The organism is Cupriavidus sp. GW823-FHT07B10, assembly GCF_058794355.1.
On the sequence record NZ_JBXAGS010000024.1, the window covers coordinates 1 to 15298 of the forward strand.

Genomic DNA, 15298 nt, shown 5'->3' on the forward strand with positions numbered 1-15298 from the left:
GCCGCGGGAGTTCAGACGTGCGATGGCCTTATCAACCTAAGGGTGTGACCGTGTCCGGGGACACGGGGGCAAATCCACTACTGCAAATCGACTTTCTGCTGGAGACATGGGTGACCAATCCACCGCCGACAGCAGATGGGCGTATGCTGCATCTTGGCACCCTCTTGGGTGCGTGTGACGAGTGGATGAAGATTAAGGAGGGGAAAGAATCGAAGAACAGCGCGTTGCGAAGCGTTGCTGTGCAGGACCTTCGCAAGCAGGTGCTCTTACTTATGAATTACGAGCAGTTCCAACGCAAGAAGCAACTCTACGGCCCCCGCATAGGCGTTCCCCTTCAACCTGGCTACTCCGTCGAGCGAATGCTGTTCATTCAAGCTAGGAACCAGTTTCGCGACGCGAGAACGTATGGATTGGACGTGACGATTTCGCCGGTGGGCGGAAGCTTCGCCCATGATGTTCACACAAGGCAGCCATCTCCGTTGGTCCAAGGTCGACCGTTCGATCAGTTCAGGCCAGAGGACTTCACTGCCTACGAGAAGCTGGCTCCCATCTCGAGCCAAAGCATGTATGTCCACTATATGCGCAAGCATGAGCGCCTTGGAACGATGCTTACCGTGTCAAATGGGCGGCTTAGCCGCAACGGTGCCTGGTATTCGACGCCCAAGGGCATCACGATCTATGCCATGGATCTCTACGGAAACCTGTTCGTGCAGAACAGCACCGAAAACGGGCGCCTGGTCGGCAACGTCAGCTCGCAATTCAATCACTCGTCGCTCAATGCTGGCAATAGTGTGATCTGCGCTGGCGAGATTGTGGTCAAAGAAGGCATCCTTCGCGAAATCTCCAACGCCAGTGGGCACTATCGCCCTACCAGAGAAAATCTAATCGAATGCCTGCGCGTACTAGCGGATGATGGCCTGAACATGGACGAAGCAAAAGCGATCGTCCATACGGCTACAGGGGACGAGCACGATTCTGTCGCCGCCCTTTGCGCGCCGGGGCAAGCGGCCGCTTCGACCCCGCCGCCTGGCAGGCCGCGAGCGAACCGCCACGCGCCGCCGCCTCGATTTGAGCCTGCCGCCGAGCCGAGTCGCGGATGGACGAGGGGCACGAAGCCTCAGACCCCGCCGCCTCAATCAGAACCCGTCGCCGAGCCGAGCCGCGGATGGAACAACGGTAAGCCATTGTAAGGTTGAGCCTACAAATGGCTTAGAGCTACCTAAGCCCCTGGACAGCCGCTTGCGAGCGGTCACAGCCGGAGGTGTAGTGCATGGGTCACCCCGCCCGGCTCATCATCGAGCATGGCTTTGGCGCCACCAGCGTGGAGGCCATTGCCGCCGCCGGCATTTCCAAGAAGACCTACTACACCCGCTTTGCCGGCAACGCAGAAGTCTTCAAGGCGGCCATGCAGTGCTACGCGGCGCAGAATCTGCTATCTGGCCTATCTGGGCGGAGTTACTTTCGCCAGCCCATGGGCTAGGCGACTGGGAAAGATTGGCGTCGCCGCTGGGTCGCGGTGGCGAGCCTCTCCCAGGCTCCATTTATGAAGCGGGGTCAGCAAGCGGGAATCTCCCCAGGACCTGCAACCACCCCAGATCGCCCAGCTTCGCAGCGCGCACTTTCATTGCACCATCCGGATTCACGTGAGTCCCCATCGACAGGCATTGCAGCATGTTCACGCAGGCCAACGGTTAATCGCAAGCTGCCCCGATACCGCCCGGTAGCTCATATCATCCAGGCGCTTGCACACGTCGCGCCACCGATCATCATCCAGTGCACAGTAATCGAGCAAGAAGCGAATCGAGTTAATCTCGTTAAGTAGGATCAGAAGCGAGATTGCATGGCGGAAGGCCAGAGATCCATGCAATGCCGGCATGTAGGCACTGACGAACGCGCGCCACAAAAAGGCCGCATCGCATCTGCCGTCAATCTCAAGCCACCATCCAATGGCGGCCAGATCGAACCATTGCAGCCCGCATCCGCAATCGTCGAAGTCCAATAACGTGATCCGGGGGCCATCGATCCGCATGTTCCCCACACGATAGTCGCCGTGGCAAAAGCCGAACGGCATCTCAGCAGCCGACCAGCCCGCCGCCACCAAGCGCTCACAACGCTCCCGAACCGCAACCGACGGCACTTCCAGCGAAGGTGAATTTTTCTGCTAGACGGTTCAGCGTCCGACCAGCTTCACGAATATCTGCGATTTGCCTGCGAGGCGCGTAATCCTTTAGCGACGGCTGGTCATGAAGGCGTTTCAGCGCCTGCGCTGCCACGCCAAGATCATCCCTCGTCATTTCCAACGGACGCCCGTCTGCCCCATAGAACAACGCTGCATGACGCATCGCGCCATCCGACAGGGCAACACGAAAGCTACGCGCTCCTTCTAGCGTTGGATGTGCGACCGATACTGCCAGCACCTCATCCTGCTCGATCCGCTCAAGCAACCGCAACTCGGCGTCAACATCGTCTTCGCCCCGGCCATGGGTTCTGTACTGGCGAAGATAGTACGTCCGATCGCCAGAGTCGCAGAGGGAGAAGGTGCGGTTCACCCCCCGTACGACTTCACGCACATTGATCACGTCTATGCCATAGGCGGCCACGATGGCCTGGCACACGAGCGCGACGTCGTTGGAGGAAGCGGCTTCGCTGTCCGATGTCATAGCTTATGCGGTCAGTCGCATGAATCGTTCAATGGAGCCGGGCGAATATATGGACGCAATTTCAACGGCCACTTTAGGATTTGCCTGATTGATTCCATACCGCACGGCTAGTTCCATGTCTTGGTGGGCGACCTGCCATGCTCATGGAACACGGAAAATGGCCTCAATCAGAAACGATAACCTTCATCTTGAGAGATCGAAAGACCTCTGCCCTGCGCCGATCTTGGCTTACGTTCGTTCCGACGCTGAGGGCGCGCCATGGTGACCCGAACCTATCTGGTCAGAGGCGACAAGGCCGACAACGGCGCTGTCATCGTTGGCGGCAGCAGTTCCTACTTCTGGCACAGCAAGCCAGTTGCCCGCGAGGGCGATGCCGTCTACTGCCCTGTATGCAAGCGCCCGGGCGTGATTGTCTGTGTCGGTCCGCGCATCCCCTCTAGAGATAGAGGCAAGGAAGTGGCCCTCAGCGGAGACATCTGTGCATGCGGTTGCCGACCAGCGCCTGTCTTTCATGCCTCGCGTCCGTTCACGATGACTATCACCGCGGACCACATTGCGAAGCTGCGTGTCGCTATGCCCAGCGGCTTTGCTGCGACCACGCAAGCGTTGCACTCAGGCGAGCCCGCCAGCTACGACCAGCGCATCCAGTTGCTTGATGAAGGCAGCGGACGGCCCTTGGCAAACTGGCGGTATCGCCTGATCGGCGATACCGGAACGCATGAAGGCCACACCGACAGCAACGGCTTCACCACACCTGTGTTCGCGGACCGTGCGGCGACGGTCAGGCTTGAGGTCTTTGGGGAGGGTGCGTAACCATGCAACCGCTCAAGACTGTCAACGTCCGGCTGACGCCGGTTTCGGATAGGGAACCAGTCAAGGTGTACCTGTTGCGGCCGCGGGGTACATTGTATTGGGGTGGTGCTGGGCTGGATGGCCAATACGTCCAACCTCAGCTGGCAGCCTTCCGTCGAGCCGGCATTTCCCAGTGCTTTGCCGGGCTGACCAACTCTGCAACGCACGCGTTGCCGCAAGACTACGCCTTGGGTGGCATGCTGCTGGATGCCATCCGGTCTGGCATGGTGATCCGAAACCGCGACGATGGCGAATGGACAATCACCAGCGGCATGGCTGCGGAGGCACCTCAGTTCAACCTGATCGGCTACAGCTATGGGTCATTGCTGGCCGCTCAGACCGCGTGGTCATACGCCAGGCAAGGGCATATCATCGACCATCTGGTTCTGGTAGGGTCGCCAATCGCCGAAGCGTTTCTCACGGACCTGCGCGGCCATCGGAACATCCGGAAGGTTATCGTGATTGACCTGGTGCAGTATGGGGATCCGATCCATGCAGGCATTCCGTGGCTGGAGTTGGTGGCTGGTGCCCCATTGCTCAGCAGGCAGATGCTTGCAGGAAAAGGCGAAGGACATTTCTATTATGCTCATGTCGTTTCGGACAGTCCGCGACGTTGGGCGGCACTGGCGGAACGTCTTGTTGCCGAAGGGCTTAGGTAGATGAAACGCAAAGCAAGTAAGGTAGTTCGCCTAGTGGATCTATGTGCCATGGCCATGACCTTGCTGGGTATAACGTTCGCGGTGATTGCCGCTCGGACGCCCGTTACGCTCGCACAGGTCACAACCGGCCCATTGGCTGCGATTGCTGGCATCACAGTCTTCTGCGCAGCTGTATTGGCGCTCTGCGGTCTGCTGCTTTTGCTGTTTGTCTTACTGCGCCGGCCGGGCGAACGGTTGCGGGCATCTCTCTCCTACGCCCTTGGTGTCTGCCTATTTGTAGCGGTGTTTCTCGCGACTGATCGATGGGTTACTCGTCAGCTTCCTGAGCGGCATAGCGCCGCACAAATTGATGCGCCGCGGATGCATTCCAACACCCTTGTCATCGCGTCGCAAAAATGTCGAGCACATCGCGGGCCACATTGGCCCTTCTGAGTAAGTTGGTAGCAGGGCTCTGGCTCGAGTCCTGCAAAGAAGCGTTGCGCAGAGCGAGCTGATCAGGCTTGTCGTGAAAGCGAACGGCTGAGAGCAAGATGTTCCTCCAATGCGGCAAACGCTCAGGATTCTGGAGCCGGCAATATCAGCCACCTTGGCGGAGCAGTCCGCGATCTCCTGGGACGGGATGAAAGGGTCCCCTTTCTCCCATCGGCCTGCCGTGCCAGTCAGTATCGCCCGCCCCTATCACGCACCCGCAAGCGTCCTGGGCATCCCCGCCCCCGAGTACGCACTCAGGTTGTGCTGATAAGTCGTCTCCCCCTTGAGCGCCGCGATCTGCTGATCGAACGCCGCCAGCGTGGCGGCGATCTTGCGTTGCCGGACCTCGGGGTCGCTCCGCTCAAGCAGGCGCTGGTAGCGGTTCGAATTGGCGAAGACCGGCATCAGCCCGCTCCACCAGTTGCGTTGCACGCCCAGCTTGTCGGCAAAGTCGTCGCCGTGGAACAGCCGGCAGAAAGCGTGCATCAGACCCACCGCCGCGTCTGCGGGCATCCCCAGGGCAGGCCCCAGGCGTTGGGCGGCCGCATCCAGCATCTTGGCCGTCAGCGTCGCGGCGGCCTGATCGGGCTCGCCGGCGGCGGCATCGATCAGCGCCAGCATTTCCGCGCCGGACGCCTGGTCGGTCACCCGGCGGTAGTAGCGGTCTTCAATCCCCAGCAAGTGGGCCACCAGTTGCCACACGTGGTAGAGGTCGCGAAACTCGTCGGCATCAAATTCAATGCCAATCTTCTCCAGCGCGTTGAAGGGCACGTAGGTGAAATCCAGCCATGTGCGCAACATATCGAGCTGGCTGATGGGCATGCCGCGTTGCGCGGTGTCCCATCCGCGCGCCAGCAAGCCGACCCGCACGCGGGCGTGCAGAATGCGAACCTGCAAGGTATGTATATAGCCTTGCGCGCCGGCCGCCAGGCCGCCCGGGCGCAGCGTCTGCTGCTGCCAGACGGCCGTTTCCAGCAGGCGCCGCGGAGATTGCGCATTCAGGTTGCCGGTGGCCACCAGTACGCTGGCAATGGCCGGAGAACTATAGGTATGCGCCAGCGACCCCGGGCCAAGCGAGATGCTCGTCCACAGCGCGCCAATGCTCAGATAGGCTTCGGCCCCGCGCCGTATGCGTTCGGGATCCACCCACGGCGGAATCGACTCGGCCTGCCGGAGCAAGGCGTCGATGGCCTCGGGCGGGCCCGACAGGCTTGCGCGCCCTTCCCGCAGACCCGCTTGCAAGATCGCCGGATGGCCGGCCTGTCCGCTGTTCAGCGCGGCGATGGCCACATCGGCCAGCGGATCGGCGCTGGCGGCCATTTCCATCACCAGCGCCGTGGCTTCGGCGCCGAAACGCGCCGCAAGCGCGGCCTGGTCAATTGCACGGCCCGGCAACGCGGGGGACAGCCTGCCATCATGCGACATTCGGGTCTCCTGGATCAGCGGGAGAGCTGCATGCAGCCCTCTTATAATTCTTGGCCAAATGGACGGGTCGTTCTATAAAGAAAACGACAAAGGAAACGACATCGTTTCCTTTATAGGACGCCCGATGCCGATGCGCAAGTCCATGCTTTCCCTATGCGCAGATGCGGGCCCGCATCTGCCGTGGCACTCCCCCAATCAGGCCGACAGCGGAGAACAGTATTGCAATGCGCAAGGGCAGAGAAACCGCAATGACGGCAGCGCCATCCAGACAACCATCCGTGCGGCCATCCGGACGCCCCTCGCTGGAACGGGCCGGGCAGCTTGCCGACACCATCATGGATCACGCCACCCGGCTCTTTATCGAGCATGGCTTTGGCGCCACCAGCGTGGAGGCCATTGCCGCCGCCGCCGGCATTTCCAAGAAGACCTACTACACCCGCTTTGCCGGCAAGGCAGAAGTCTTCGAGGCGGCCGTGCTGCGCTACGTGGCGCAGAACCTGCGAACCGGACAGCCGGCGCAAGCCGACAGCGAGCCGCTGGAGGAACGCCTGGTCCGCATGGCCTGCGAGCTGCTCGAATGGATCCTGCGACCCGAGGTCCTGGGCCTGTATCGCGTGACGATTGCCGAAGCACCACGGTTTCCGCAACTGGCCCGAACCGTGGTCGACTTTGCCATCCTCGGCGCGGCACGCTCATTCGAGCCGGTATTCCGCACATGGGCTGCCGGCAATCCGAGCGATGACGAGATCGCCTTCGTGGCCTCGCAGTTCCTGCAGAGCGTGGCGGCCGAGCCGTTCCACCGGGCGGTTCAGGGATTGGATGCAGCGGGGTTGGATGCGCCGCGGCGGGAGAAGGTGCGGCGTGCTGTTCGGTTGTTTTTGCGGGGGTTTTCGCAGCGGGGTGAGGGCTGACCGACCGCGTCGGCAATCCTGTGTGGTGAACTTAGACTCGTCTCATTCTCCGACATGCGCGTGACGCGTAGGCTTGCCCATGGTGCTGAACACACCTCTGGTAACGGCCTCACCGCGCCCGTCAGCCTGCGGTTCTTCTATCCATAGATTTGCAGAGGCCGGGTAGCGCGCATCGATACAAGACCCGCGAGGGAAAGGATGCGGGCCGATTTGCCAGCGGTGTTCAAGTACCCGGCCGCCCTCTGAACAGGGGCGAAATGACAACCTCTTGGGAGGATTCGTTATGGCAAAGCGATCGAAGATTGAACACACGCGCACCATCAAGACTGGGCGCACTTACTTTCCCGTCATACCAGGTACTAGCAATGGCTTTACCGGCCTGCGGGCGATACCGTGGATTCGCCTCCGGGGTGTTTGGTTGGAAAAGGCGGGTTTCAGCGCGGGGCAAGCGCTGAAGGTTAAGGTACAGCGAAAGAAGGTAGTTATCTGGGTGATGGGGTAGCAAGAAAAGACGGTGAGAACGAGCGGTCGGCTCCGACCGCTCACAATGCAATCCCTTCAGCATTCCGATACTGCACATTATGATGCCCCGCCAAACCAGACCCAGCCCTCAGAACTCTAGAGAGCAAAACCAGGCGCAGTCGCGTAGGGCCTCAAAAAGAGCGATCTTCCAAGAGTTGCACTGATGTTGGCGCTCGGCGCGCAGCCTTCTGTCCAGTGTGTCCTGAATCTCATGCGGCTGCATCGGCGGCGATATGAAGTAGTGAATGAGTGCACTAAGTTCACTTGCCGCCTCTACGCCGAAACGCGAAGCAATCTTGTAATCGCGAAAGTGATTTGCAGCTCGTAGCGCCAGCAACTGGTTCCAGTGGAGGGGAGCTTGTACGAAGTATCTAACGCTGATGGGGACGGTTCGCAGCACCTCAGCAAAGATCCATTGTTCCTGCATCAATGGTCCAACATCGTAATATGGATGAAAACTCTGCGCATCATTAGCGGCGCGAGCCATCTTTCCCGTATTGCAGTCCCGACAGGACGGAACCAGATTCTCTGGAAGAACTGAAAAAAAAGGAAACGCTGACTTCGGCAAGAAGTGATCGATGGTGTAGACATGACCGAATCCACACGTCGGGCATCTTCCACCCGGAGCGGCGGAGCGCAAGTTATCGTAGATCTCGCGAGCGGATTTGTTTCGGGGAAGCATCTGGTGGTCATACAGGTTCTTCAACTCCCCTTTAGTTACCTGTCCTATGACCAATTCCGTATCGCGCTGATCAGATCGAGGCACTTCATGCAATTGTCCTTGATTAGCCAGGTTGTCGTAATAAGTGGCGACGTTGATCATATCGGGCGCGACTGCATTTAGCCGTGCCTTGAGCCCTACGTCGGCCGTGTCGTTAGCACATGCGTCAAATGCGGCATTTGGTGCGTACGTCGGTTTCTGTATCGCACGCATACTAATGCCCCCGCGAGGCGTAGAGCGAGCGTAGGATCGCTTGGCCTTCAAGGCCTATTTGATTTCCATAGTTAGCCAGAATCTGCTCGAAGCCCCCCCCGCTTTCGACCGCCTTAGCTAGCATGTCATGAAACCCCGATTTGCTAACTTCGAGGCCGAAGATCTCCCGAGTCAATGAGCCAACATTTTCACCAAACGTCTCAATTTCCGGCCGCTCGGCGCAAGTTGCGCTCCGGTATCGCCTTATCTTCCAGACACAACGCCTTGGCACCTCCTGCAATAGCACGGGAGAATGAGTCGCGATTAACGCTACCGCATTTCGAGTCGTCAGGAGTTCAGAAAGTGCTCTTGTGAAGGCTGATAGTAGCGGTGGATGCAGATGGCTTTCCGGCTCGTCTAAGAGCACGAGACTCTTCTCTTCGACAGTCTCGACGAGTTTCGTAATGGTCAACAACACAATCTTATGACCGGAGCTCATAAGGCGGAATACGCCTTCGGCGTGCTGAACTACGGCATTCGGCGCGAGGCTCTCGTCGACAAGTGACGAAAGGTTCATCTCCGAAAAATTCTCATCGAACTCTAGCGCGCTGATTGCCTTCCGCCATTGATGCCGCTTCGTCTCCATGCTTAAGCAAACCTGAAGACTTCCCAAGAATTCATTGGAAAGCTCGGTTAGTGGCTTCAGCACGAAATCATTAGGGGGTGCGGCACCAGTTCGCTTCTTTAAACCAATGTAAAAATAACTGATACCTTTAGTCCTATCTGGCTGATCAGGAGGCGGATTAAACGGATCGAATGCACTAAATGCGACCGACGTAACGCTGCTGAAGTACCCGAGTGGCATGACCGTTCGTGGCCCATACGCGTTTTCAGCAATCTCGAAACTACCAACGTCATGGGGAGGACGGCGCTCAACAATTGCTCCCACGATTGAGTTGAGCAGGGTGGTCTTCCCAACCCCATTTCGACCAATGATCACATGTATGTTCGTCGGCGGCAGGGAACCCGGCACCACCTCAAAATTTAAACGCATCGGCCCCGCACTGTCACCAAACTGGGCAGTGTAGTAGAAGCGATACTCAGTCAAAACCGCTCCACCACCGAGAATGCGACGGAACTGCCCGTCAATAGCGGAACGGCTAACGCTCCGGAGAAGTGATGTTAAAAATACATCTTGGTCTTTCGCCTTATCCTCGCGAATGGGGTCGAAGACAACGTCGCGCACGCGCTTAAGGTATTCTTCCCGCAGTGTGGTGGGAAGGAGCATCAATCGCTGATAGTACTCTGGCTCTTGTCCTAATGAGAAATAATGGTCAGGGAGTTCAGGGAAGGTCGGGGGAAGGCTGTCACGAGTGCGACCATGCCGCTGGCCAAAATAACCAATCTTCACGCTCCCCAAGTTGTGAGCCTTCCCGCTCTCATCATATATGCATACGGTGAAGAGCGTTTTAAAAGAGTAGTCATCCCAGTTATCTGGTAGCAACATGGCCGTACTCGCGTACCCAGCATCGTTGGCCGATATCTGGTTGACTTCGAATTGCAATGACATGCCAACCCCCGATAAATGTTAAATTCTATCTAGCAGCCGCCTTCCGATTTTCCGATCTCCTTGGAAAAAGACGGCAAATTGGGGACGGATCTATTTCTGATCTCTGATCTAGATCTTGGAATAGATCTGTCCCCTTTCTCGTAATATGCGGAGTTTCCCCGAATATGGCTCAGCTCACCATCCACCGAAGCTCGACGCCCTGCGCAGTGAGACTATCGTTGGCTGCGGCCATGACGGCACGCACGTTCTCAGCCAACCCGTTCGCTAAAAGTCCTGGCTGCACAGCATGCACAGATAGGGAAATGGCAATGGGATCATGCCTACGCACCAGATCCAGGATGGCATCGCGGTTGCTGATCAGACAGGGGGAATGGCCGCGATTCCGCCGGGGCAGCGTGCGACGTTCGATATGCCGAAGCAGTTCGTCCTTCCGTTGGAATCTGGCGGACTTCACTGCCTGCCCGGCCAACTCGTATACGTCGTCGACGCGCTCGCCGGATACCGGCCCGCCGGCGCCTTTGCAGTGATAAAGCGAAATAGCGAGACGATTGCTAGGTAGTGCTTTGCCTACGATGAAGTCGGCAGCCTCGCCTGACCGATGGTCAAAGATTATGAAGTCAGCCCCCAAGGTACCGGTGAGATGGTCTTGCAGGAATCGCTGTACGGTCATGCGATTGGGGTTGGTTGTGTCAAACTCGACGTGGGTCTCGCAACCTGTCCAGTCGTGGACGAGCAAGCTTTCCGGACGGATTGCTGTGCGCGCCAATCTGCGCTGCAGCGTGCCATGTGTGAAGGTGTCCAGTTCCTTCGTAAAGAAGACGAGGCCGTGCTCGTCAAGCCATTCGTCGATGGATACGTCGCCTTCTGAGGTGGCGACACGTAAGCGCGGGCTCTCTTCCAACAGCTCATAATACGGACTGCGATGCAGGCGGTATCGCACGCGTTGTGAACGGCTATCGTCGCCGATACGAAAGGTCAATACAGTGCCGTCCCCATTGACGGCGACATCCGTCATTTGCAGGTCAAGCAGACACGTAACGATCCGGTCTGCATCATCGCCAATAGTGACCTGTGGATTGTCGCGGTAGGCGACCTTCGGCCAATCCGTCATGCACGTCGACGCGGGAATGCGTTCGAGCGCCTCCCCGAAGGGCAGCAGATCTAGCCCCGAACGGCCAATATTAATCTGGTTTGCTGTCATACGCCCATGAAGCGCCGTCATCCAGTCCAAGATGTCCGGTATCGACAGCTTGCCGTTTGACCAGATGCGGCCGCCCGCGCTTGCGCCGATCACCTCGGCTTCGCCGTTGACTTGGCCCCGTCCCATAAAGTGGCCTTGTGAAAAGCTTGCTGCGTCGGTGTCACGCACCCCGCGGTCAGCATTGCTGCCTGCAACGATGCGGTAGGACTCGGTGGTGGCGGTCGGGGACGTGCTGCGGATGCCAATGCTGTAAAACTCTTGATCCGTCATGCCGTTGAGCACCTTACGAATTTGGCTGAACGCAAGCGGGGAAGCGTTGCCCCCGAAAAAGAATTCCACCAACTCGACGTAATACCGGGCCGAACGCTCAGTGGCGGTAATGAATACGAGCTGCGAGGCTGGAAAGTAGCGAACAAGGAAGCACGCATGAGCGGCGTCGACGAGGTGCTCGTCCCTGTACCAGACGGGTGATCTGACTGACTTTGCGAGCAGCAGGTATGTCAAATGATCATCGCTCAGCCAGGCGTTGGTGACCTGCAGCGATTTGAGCGTTTCGGGCGCCTTGGAGAAATCGGGAGCTTGACCCGCACGGTAGACGGCTATGTGCTGCGACAAACGAAATGCGCCGGGGTTGACTGCTTCGTAGTCGGCGTGCGGGTGCCCGGCCTGCGCGAATGACTGCAGCGTCTCGCGTTGTTGAAGGGACAACTGTTGCCGCGCCTCAACTACGTCGGCCAGCAGGACATCCCAGTCGACGCCATCGCGATAAAGCTCCGAGCTCTCGGCGTCAACGTCCCGAGGCACTGCAAGGAATGTAGCGGTGCCGGTTTGCTCGTCATTGGTACGCGCAAAGCGCCCAATGAACTGTAGGGTCGGCACGAGCGACTTGTGTGCACTGTGTAACACTGCAATCTTGAACTTGGGGAAATCATAGCCCTCCCCAAACATATCCACGCAAACGACGCCGTCCAGTTCCCCTGCCGCCAATCTGCGCTCGATTTCTTCGATCTGCTGCTTGGACCTGCGACTGGAAACTGCCTCCACGCGGAGCCCGGCGTCGACATACTGCTGTGCCAAGTGTTCCGCGCCCGAGATTCGCGCCGTACGCGCTAGCAGACGGTGTTGGAGTCCGGCTGCCGCGTCCCGGCGAAACACTTCAACTGCTCTGGCGACGAGCGCCTCGTCCCTGGTCTCGGGCAGCGCGTCTTCGTCAACGATCACGGGACTGAAAGTTACCTTCCCGAAGGCATTCTCTGAGACGGCCTGACGCAGGGCGTAGTAGAAGATCAGGCGCCCAGGTAGCTGCCGACGGTCTCGACGAAAGGGTGTGGCTGACAACAATACATGGCGGGCGTTTGGAGTCGCCCGAATAAAGGCGGCCCAAGTTTTCGCTGGCGAGTGATGCCCTTCGTCTAAAAGCACTAGGTCGAACATGTCCACTGGCGGGGGGGCGACGCCATCTAGTTCTGGACTAGCCGAATAGGGAGTGCAGATGACGACGTCGCTATTCTCGAGGGCCTGCCATTGCTGCGACGACGTCATGCGCTCCTCAACCATCGCAACACGAGGCCCCGGGAGCTCAGTCTCCGCCGGCAGCGCGGTGAGTCGCCGCAGGGTGTCGAGGGTGCGAAAGGCGCGCGCGGTCTGCGCCCGCAGCGTATTGGTCGGTGTAACGACCAGCACCCGACGCGCTTGAGCAAGAAAACAGGCGGCAGTCAGGACGGCCGTTTTCCCGTAACCCGTCGGCAGCGAAATCAGCGCCGGATCATGGCGCTCAATGAAGTGAGCCGCTAACGCGTACAGTGCCCCGACTTGCCCCCTACGCAACCCAGTGTTCGGTGCGTGGCCTTCACGCAGGGTCAAACATCTGGCGTTTTCGGCAAAGTATGCCACCCTGAGCCTCCCTAAAAATTCTGCGTTTGTTTTTTTGAATTCTTATGCCGAGTTTTTTCTCTACGCAACCCATCTGAAGACCGGTCTAGCTCTGAGTTCCGGGCCCCGCTTCTTGATCTGCGGCGAAAGAGGGACAGATCTATTTCTGCTGAATCTTGAAATAGCTCTGTCCCCTTTTTTCCGCCCCTGGCCGGCGGGCAGTGCCATGGATTCGATTGAAAGGCGTGTGGTTGGAAACCGCCGGATTCACGATTGGGAAATTGGTGGAAGTTGTGGTGCAGAATGGACGAATAGTTGTCCTAGCGAAATAGCGGGCTCGCAGCGACGAAGCTTGCCGATCTCGAATCGAGCATCGTGCATGTGCGCGTGATCGAGACTCCACGGAACGGCGACCCCAATTTCGTCCGCGAAACGCGTAGCGATTGGGGTCGCGTGACAACTCTGAATACTACTCGCCTGCCACCGCTGCTATCGTTGGCGCTTGGATGGTCTGCTTCCGCCAACTATCCACAGCAACGCCCAGCCCACCTACGTTCGCATCCGTTCCCCAACGCTCCCAGAAATCTACCGTCCCGCTATTGGGCCGCTGACCGGGCTCTTGAATTCGGATTCGGGTTGGAAGCAAACTTGCATCGCCTACGACCAAAGCTTCGCCGGTGTCTAGAATTGGCAGCAGATCTCCAAATCCCCCCAAACTATCCGGCAGCAGACGCCGAACGACATTTTGGTCATCGCCGTTTGTGAGACGCATTGCTACCAGGTTGTTGCACTGGCTAAGGACGGTTCGATTTACTTCAGACGGTCGCTGGCTGATCACCACCAATCCCACGCCGTACTTGCGGCCCTCTTTCGCAATGCGCTCAAAGATCTCCACTGAAATCTCACCGGCGCCACCAGATTGGTGACGTTCGGGGATATATAGGTGGGCCTCATCACAGAAGAGAGCGATAGGGTGCCGGACGTCAACGTTGGTCCATTGCTGCACCGAGAATGCAAGCTTTGCAACCAAACTCACAATGAGCGGCAGAATATCAGAAGGCACCTCCGAGAAATCGATGATTTTCACACCCCCGACACCATTGCCTTGATCTTTTGTACCGGCCAAAAGTGCGACAATGAGCCGATCGAGCCAACCGTAGTCCAGCGTCTCATCAGTCCCTTGAAACAGGAAGCCAAGTCGGCGATCTGTCCGTTTGTTCTCCAAGCGCTGGATTAGGCGACTGAGCTTCCCGTAGAACTCCCCTTGCTTTTCGCCTTTAGCACCCGGCACCATCTCCGTATTCAGACCGTTCAGTGCTCCTAGGACGGCATCAAGGGAAAAAGGAATGGGACTATCAATGGTGAAATTAGCCAGGACATCTTCGTGCCCCCCTGCAGTCAAATATGCCTCCTTGGCCTCCACAACCGAACGCGACATAACCATTGCCTGATTGGGAGCATTCTGATCGCTTCGGTCGACGAACATCGATGTCATCGCCTCGTAGCCCAGTAACCAATATGGTAGATAGATGACCCCATCGTCCAATGCAGCACCGTTCCCCAAGTCGGCGGGCCCGGCTATGCGGAAGTGACGAATACCCACACCATTCAAAGGGGAATATTCCCCATGAATATCAAAAACAATGGCGTTTGCATTCGGCAGCGTTGATACCTGCTCAAGGATTCGAGCCGTGGTCCACGACTTGCCTGAGCCAGTGCTACCGACAACAACAGCATGCCGCTGGAAAAATTTGTTCCCGTTTAAAAACGCCTCCGCCTTGTCATCAAGCGTGTAGTGACCAAGAGAAAGTTTTTGTGCCTCTGATGCGATATTGGCTATAACCTTCATGAAGTCGGTCAGCCTGTCACCCTCCAACGCAAAGCAATAAGCATCAATCTCCGGAACCGTTTCAAGGGTTCTCAGGAACACGTTATCCTTTTCCCCCAGCTTGTCGACAAGCGTGCCGATCAGCGCAATACGCACTACGTTGACTTCGGCGAGCTGCTCTTCTTCGCCATCATCTTCGTTCCCAGGCTGCGACGCCGCGGCACTGCGAATGATCCGCTGGATGATTCCTATGAGGTGTTGCCCTGCACGGCTGCTCTGGAGGACGGCTAGTCGATTGACCTGCAGCTTACGGAGTCTATCGATATCATCCACCGCAACTGATACTGTAGCAGTGTCCACTGCGCGCACACGCCCCAATGCCTCCGCGTCGCCATACTTCAGAATTCCCATCCC

The 15298-nt window shown here is 58.0% G+C and carries 15 protein-coding genes; 8 read left to right on the top strand and 7 right to left on the bottom strand.

The annotated features are described in order from the left end of the window. Both AC1Q6V_RS31120 and AC1Q6V_RS31125 read left to right on the top strand, forming a co-directional pair. A partial coding sequence (locus AC1Q6V_RS31120; RefSeq protein WP_492316429.1) for an IQM protein middle domain-containing protein occupies positions 1 to 1190 on the top strand: 1190 nt, incomplete at its 5' end. An 80-nt stretch (positions 1191 to 1270) separates the two neighbouring features. Further along, a complete protein-coding gene (locus tag AC1Q6V_RS31125; protein WP_439668260.1) occupies positions 1271 to 1480 on the top strand; it encodes a helix-turn-helix domain-containing protein in 210 nt (69 codons plus the stop codon). 195 nt (positions 1481 to 1675) lie between these two features. Here the strand turns inward: AC1Q6V_RS31125 and AC1Q6V_RS31130 are convergent, their stop codons facing one another. Together AC1Q6V_RS31130 and AC1Q6V_RS31135 are read right to left on the bottom strand one after the other, a co-directional pair. Beyond that, positions 1676 to 2071: a phosphotransferase gene (locus tag AC1Q6V_RS31130; protein WP_454749894.1), complete on the bottom strand. Its 396-nt coding sequence runs from the start codon at positions 2069 to 2071 to the stop codon at positions 1676 to 1678. Between the two features lie 34 nt (positions 2072 to 2105). Continuing rightward, positions 2106 to 2660 carry an aminoglycoside phosphotransferase/kinase family protein gene (locus tag AC1Q6V_RS31135; protein WP_439668262.1) on the bottom strand — a complete coding sequence of 185 codons (555 nt, stop codon included), beginning with the start codon at positions 2658 to 2660 and terminating at the stop codon, positions 2106 to 2108. A gap of 258 nt (positions 2661 to 2918) precedes the next feature. Here AC1Q6V_RS31135 and AC1Q6V_RS31140 point away from each other — a divergent pair, with 258 nt between their 5' ends. From AC1Q6V_RS31140 to AC1Q6V_RS31150, 3 genes are read left to right on the top strand one after another with little or no spacing between them, the layout of a single operon-like run. Then, positions 2919 to 3473, top strand: a complete 555-nt coding sequence (locus tag AC1Q6V_RS31140) for a PAAR domain-containing protein (protein ID WP_037025049.1) — start codon at positions 2919 to 2921, stop codon at positions 3471 to 3473. Between the two features lie 2 nt (positions 3474 to 3475). Continuing rightward, positions 3476 to 4171: a thioesterase domain-containing protein gene (locus tag AC1Q6V_RS31145; protein ID WP_011616052.1), complete on the top strand. Its 696-nt coding sequence runs from the start codon at positions 3476 to 3478 to the stop codon at positions 4169 to 4171. A 48-nt stretch (positions 4172 to 4219) separates the two neighbouring features. Further along, a complete protein-coding gene (locus AC1Q6V_RS31150) occupies positions 4220 to 4603 on the top strand; it encodes a hypothetical protein (protein ID WP_454749895.1) in 384 nt (127 codons plus the stop codon). 246 nt (positions 4604 to 4849) lie between these two features. Here the strand turns inward: AC1Q6V_RS31150 and AC1Q6V_RS31155 are convergent, their stop codons facing one another. Continuing rightward, positions 4850 to 6037 carry an oxygenase MpaB family protein gene (locus AC1Q6V_RS31155; protein ID WP_492344714.1) on the bottom strand — a complete coding sequence of 396 codons (1188 nt, stop codon included), beginning with the start codon at positions 6035 to 6037 and terminating at the stop codon, positions 4850 to 4852. A 365-nt stretch (positions 6038 to 6402) separates the two neighbouring features. Between AC1Q6V_RS31155 and AC1Q6V_RS31160 the strand changes: the two genes are divergently transcribed. Both AC1Q6V_RS31160 and AC1Q6V_RS31165 read left to right on the top strand, forming a co-directional pair. Beyond that, complete coding sequence (locus AC1Q6V_RS31160) at positions 6403 to 6978, top strand: TetR/AcrR family transcriptional regulator (protein ID WP_284495477.1); 576 nt, start codon at positions 6403 to 6405, stop codon at positions 6976 to 6978. A gap of 283 nt (positions 6979 to 7261) precedes the next feature. Next, positions 7262 to 7480, top strand: a complete 219-nt coding sequence (locus tag AC1Q6V_RS31165) for a SymE family type I addiction module toxin (protein ID WP_454749897.1) — start codon at positions 7262 to 7264, stop codon at positions 7478 to 7480. Between the two features lie 108 nt (positions 7481 to 7588). Here AC1Q6V_RS31165 and AC1Q6V_RS31170 read toward each other — a convergent pair whose 3' ends face one another. From AC1Q6V_RS31170 to AC1Q6V_RS31180, 3 genes are all read right to left on the bottom strand, one after another. After that, positions 7589 to 8323, bottom strand: coding sequence for an HNH endonuclease (locus tag AC1Q6V_RS31170; protein WP_454749898.1), 735 nt, complete (start codon positions 8321 to 8323; stop codon positions 7589 to 7591). Between the two features lie 112 nt (positions 8324 to 8435). Then, positions 8436 to 9983, bottom strand: a complete 1548-nt coding sequence (locus AC1Q6V_RS31175; protein WP_454749899.1) for an AAA family ATPase — start codon at positions 9981 to 9983, stop codon at positions 8436 to 8438. Between the two features lie 169 nt (positions 9984 to 10152). After that, a complete protein-coding gene (locus tag AC1Q6V_RS31180; RefSeq protein WP_454749900.1) occupies positions 10153 to 13077 on the bottom strand; it encodes a DEAD/DEAH box helicase in 2925 nt (974 codons plus the stop codon). Positions 13078 to 13277: 200 nt separating this feature from the next. Here AC1Q6V_RS31180 and AC1Q6V_RS31185 point away from each other — a divergent pair, with 200 nt between their 5' ends. Continuing rightward, complete coding sequence (locus AC1Q6V_RS31185) at positions 13278 to 13388, top strand: SymE family type I addiction module toxin (protein WP_454749901.1); 111 nt, start codon at positions 13278 to 13280, stop codon at positions 13386 to 13388. 137 nt (positions 13389 to 13525) lie between these two features. Here the strand turns inward: AC1Q6V_RS31185 and AC1Q6V_RS31190 are convergent, their stop codons facing one another. Then, positions 13526 to 15295, bottom strand: coding sequence for an ATP-binding protein (locus AC1Q6V_RS31190; protein ID WP_454749902.1), 1770 nt, complete (start codon positions 15293 to 15295; stop codon positions 13526 to 13528). Positions 15296 to 15298 lie beyond the last annotated feature (3 nt).

What these genes read in the sequence shown, in the direction of transcription:
- AC1Q6V_RS31140 (WP_037025049.1), top strand. Translation starts at nt 2,919, where the DNA reads ATGGTGACCCGAACCTATCTGGTCAGAGGCGACAAGGCCGACAACGGC.
- AC1Q6V_RS31190 (WP_454749902.1), bottom strand. Translation starts at nt 15,295, where the DNA reads ATGGGAATTCTGAAGTATGGCGACGCGGAGGCATTGGGGCGTGTGCGC.
- AC1Q6V_RS31145 (WP_011616052.1), top strand. Translation starts at nt 3,476, where the DNA reads ATGCAACCGCTCAAGACTGTCAACGTCCGGCTGACGCCGGTTTCGGAT.
- AC1Q6V_RS31160 (WP_284495477.1), top strand. Translation starts at nt 6,403, where the DNA reads ATGGATCACGCCACCCGGCTCTTTATCGAGCATGGCTTTGGCGCCACC.
- AC1Q6V_RS31135 (WP_439668262.1), bottom strand. Translation starts at nt 2,660, where the DNA reads ATGACATCGGACAGCGAAGCCGCTTCCTCCAACGACGTCGCGCTCGTG.
- AC1Q6V_RS31170 (WP_454749898.1), bottom strand. Translation starts at nt 8,323, where the DNA reads ATGATCAACGTCGCCACTTATTACGACAACCTGGCTAATCAAGGACAA.
- AC1Q6V_RS31175 (WP_454749899.1), bottom strand. Translation starts at nt 9,983, where the DNA reads ATGTCATTGCAATTCGAAGTCAACCAGATATCGGCCAACGATGCTGGG.
- AC1Q6V_RS31130 (WP_454749894.1), bottom strand. Translation starts at nt 2,071, where the DNA reads ATGCCGTTCGGCTTTTGCCACGGCGACTATCGTGTGGGGAACATGCGG.
- AC1Q6V_RS31150 (WP_454749895.1), top strand. Translation starts at nt 4,220, where the DNA reads ATGGCCATGACCTTGCTGGGTATAACGTTCGCGGTGATTGCCGCTCGG.
- AC1Q6V_RS31125 (WP_439668260.1), top strand. Translation starts at nt 1,271, where the DNA reads ATGGGTCACCCCGCCCGGCTCATCATCGAGCATGGCTTTGGCGCCACC.
- AC1Q6V_RS31165 (WP_454749897.1), top strand. Translation starts at nt 7,262, where the DNA reads ATGGCAAAGCGATCGAAGATTGAACACACGCGCACCATCAAGACTGGG.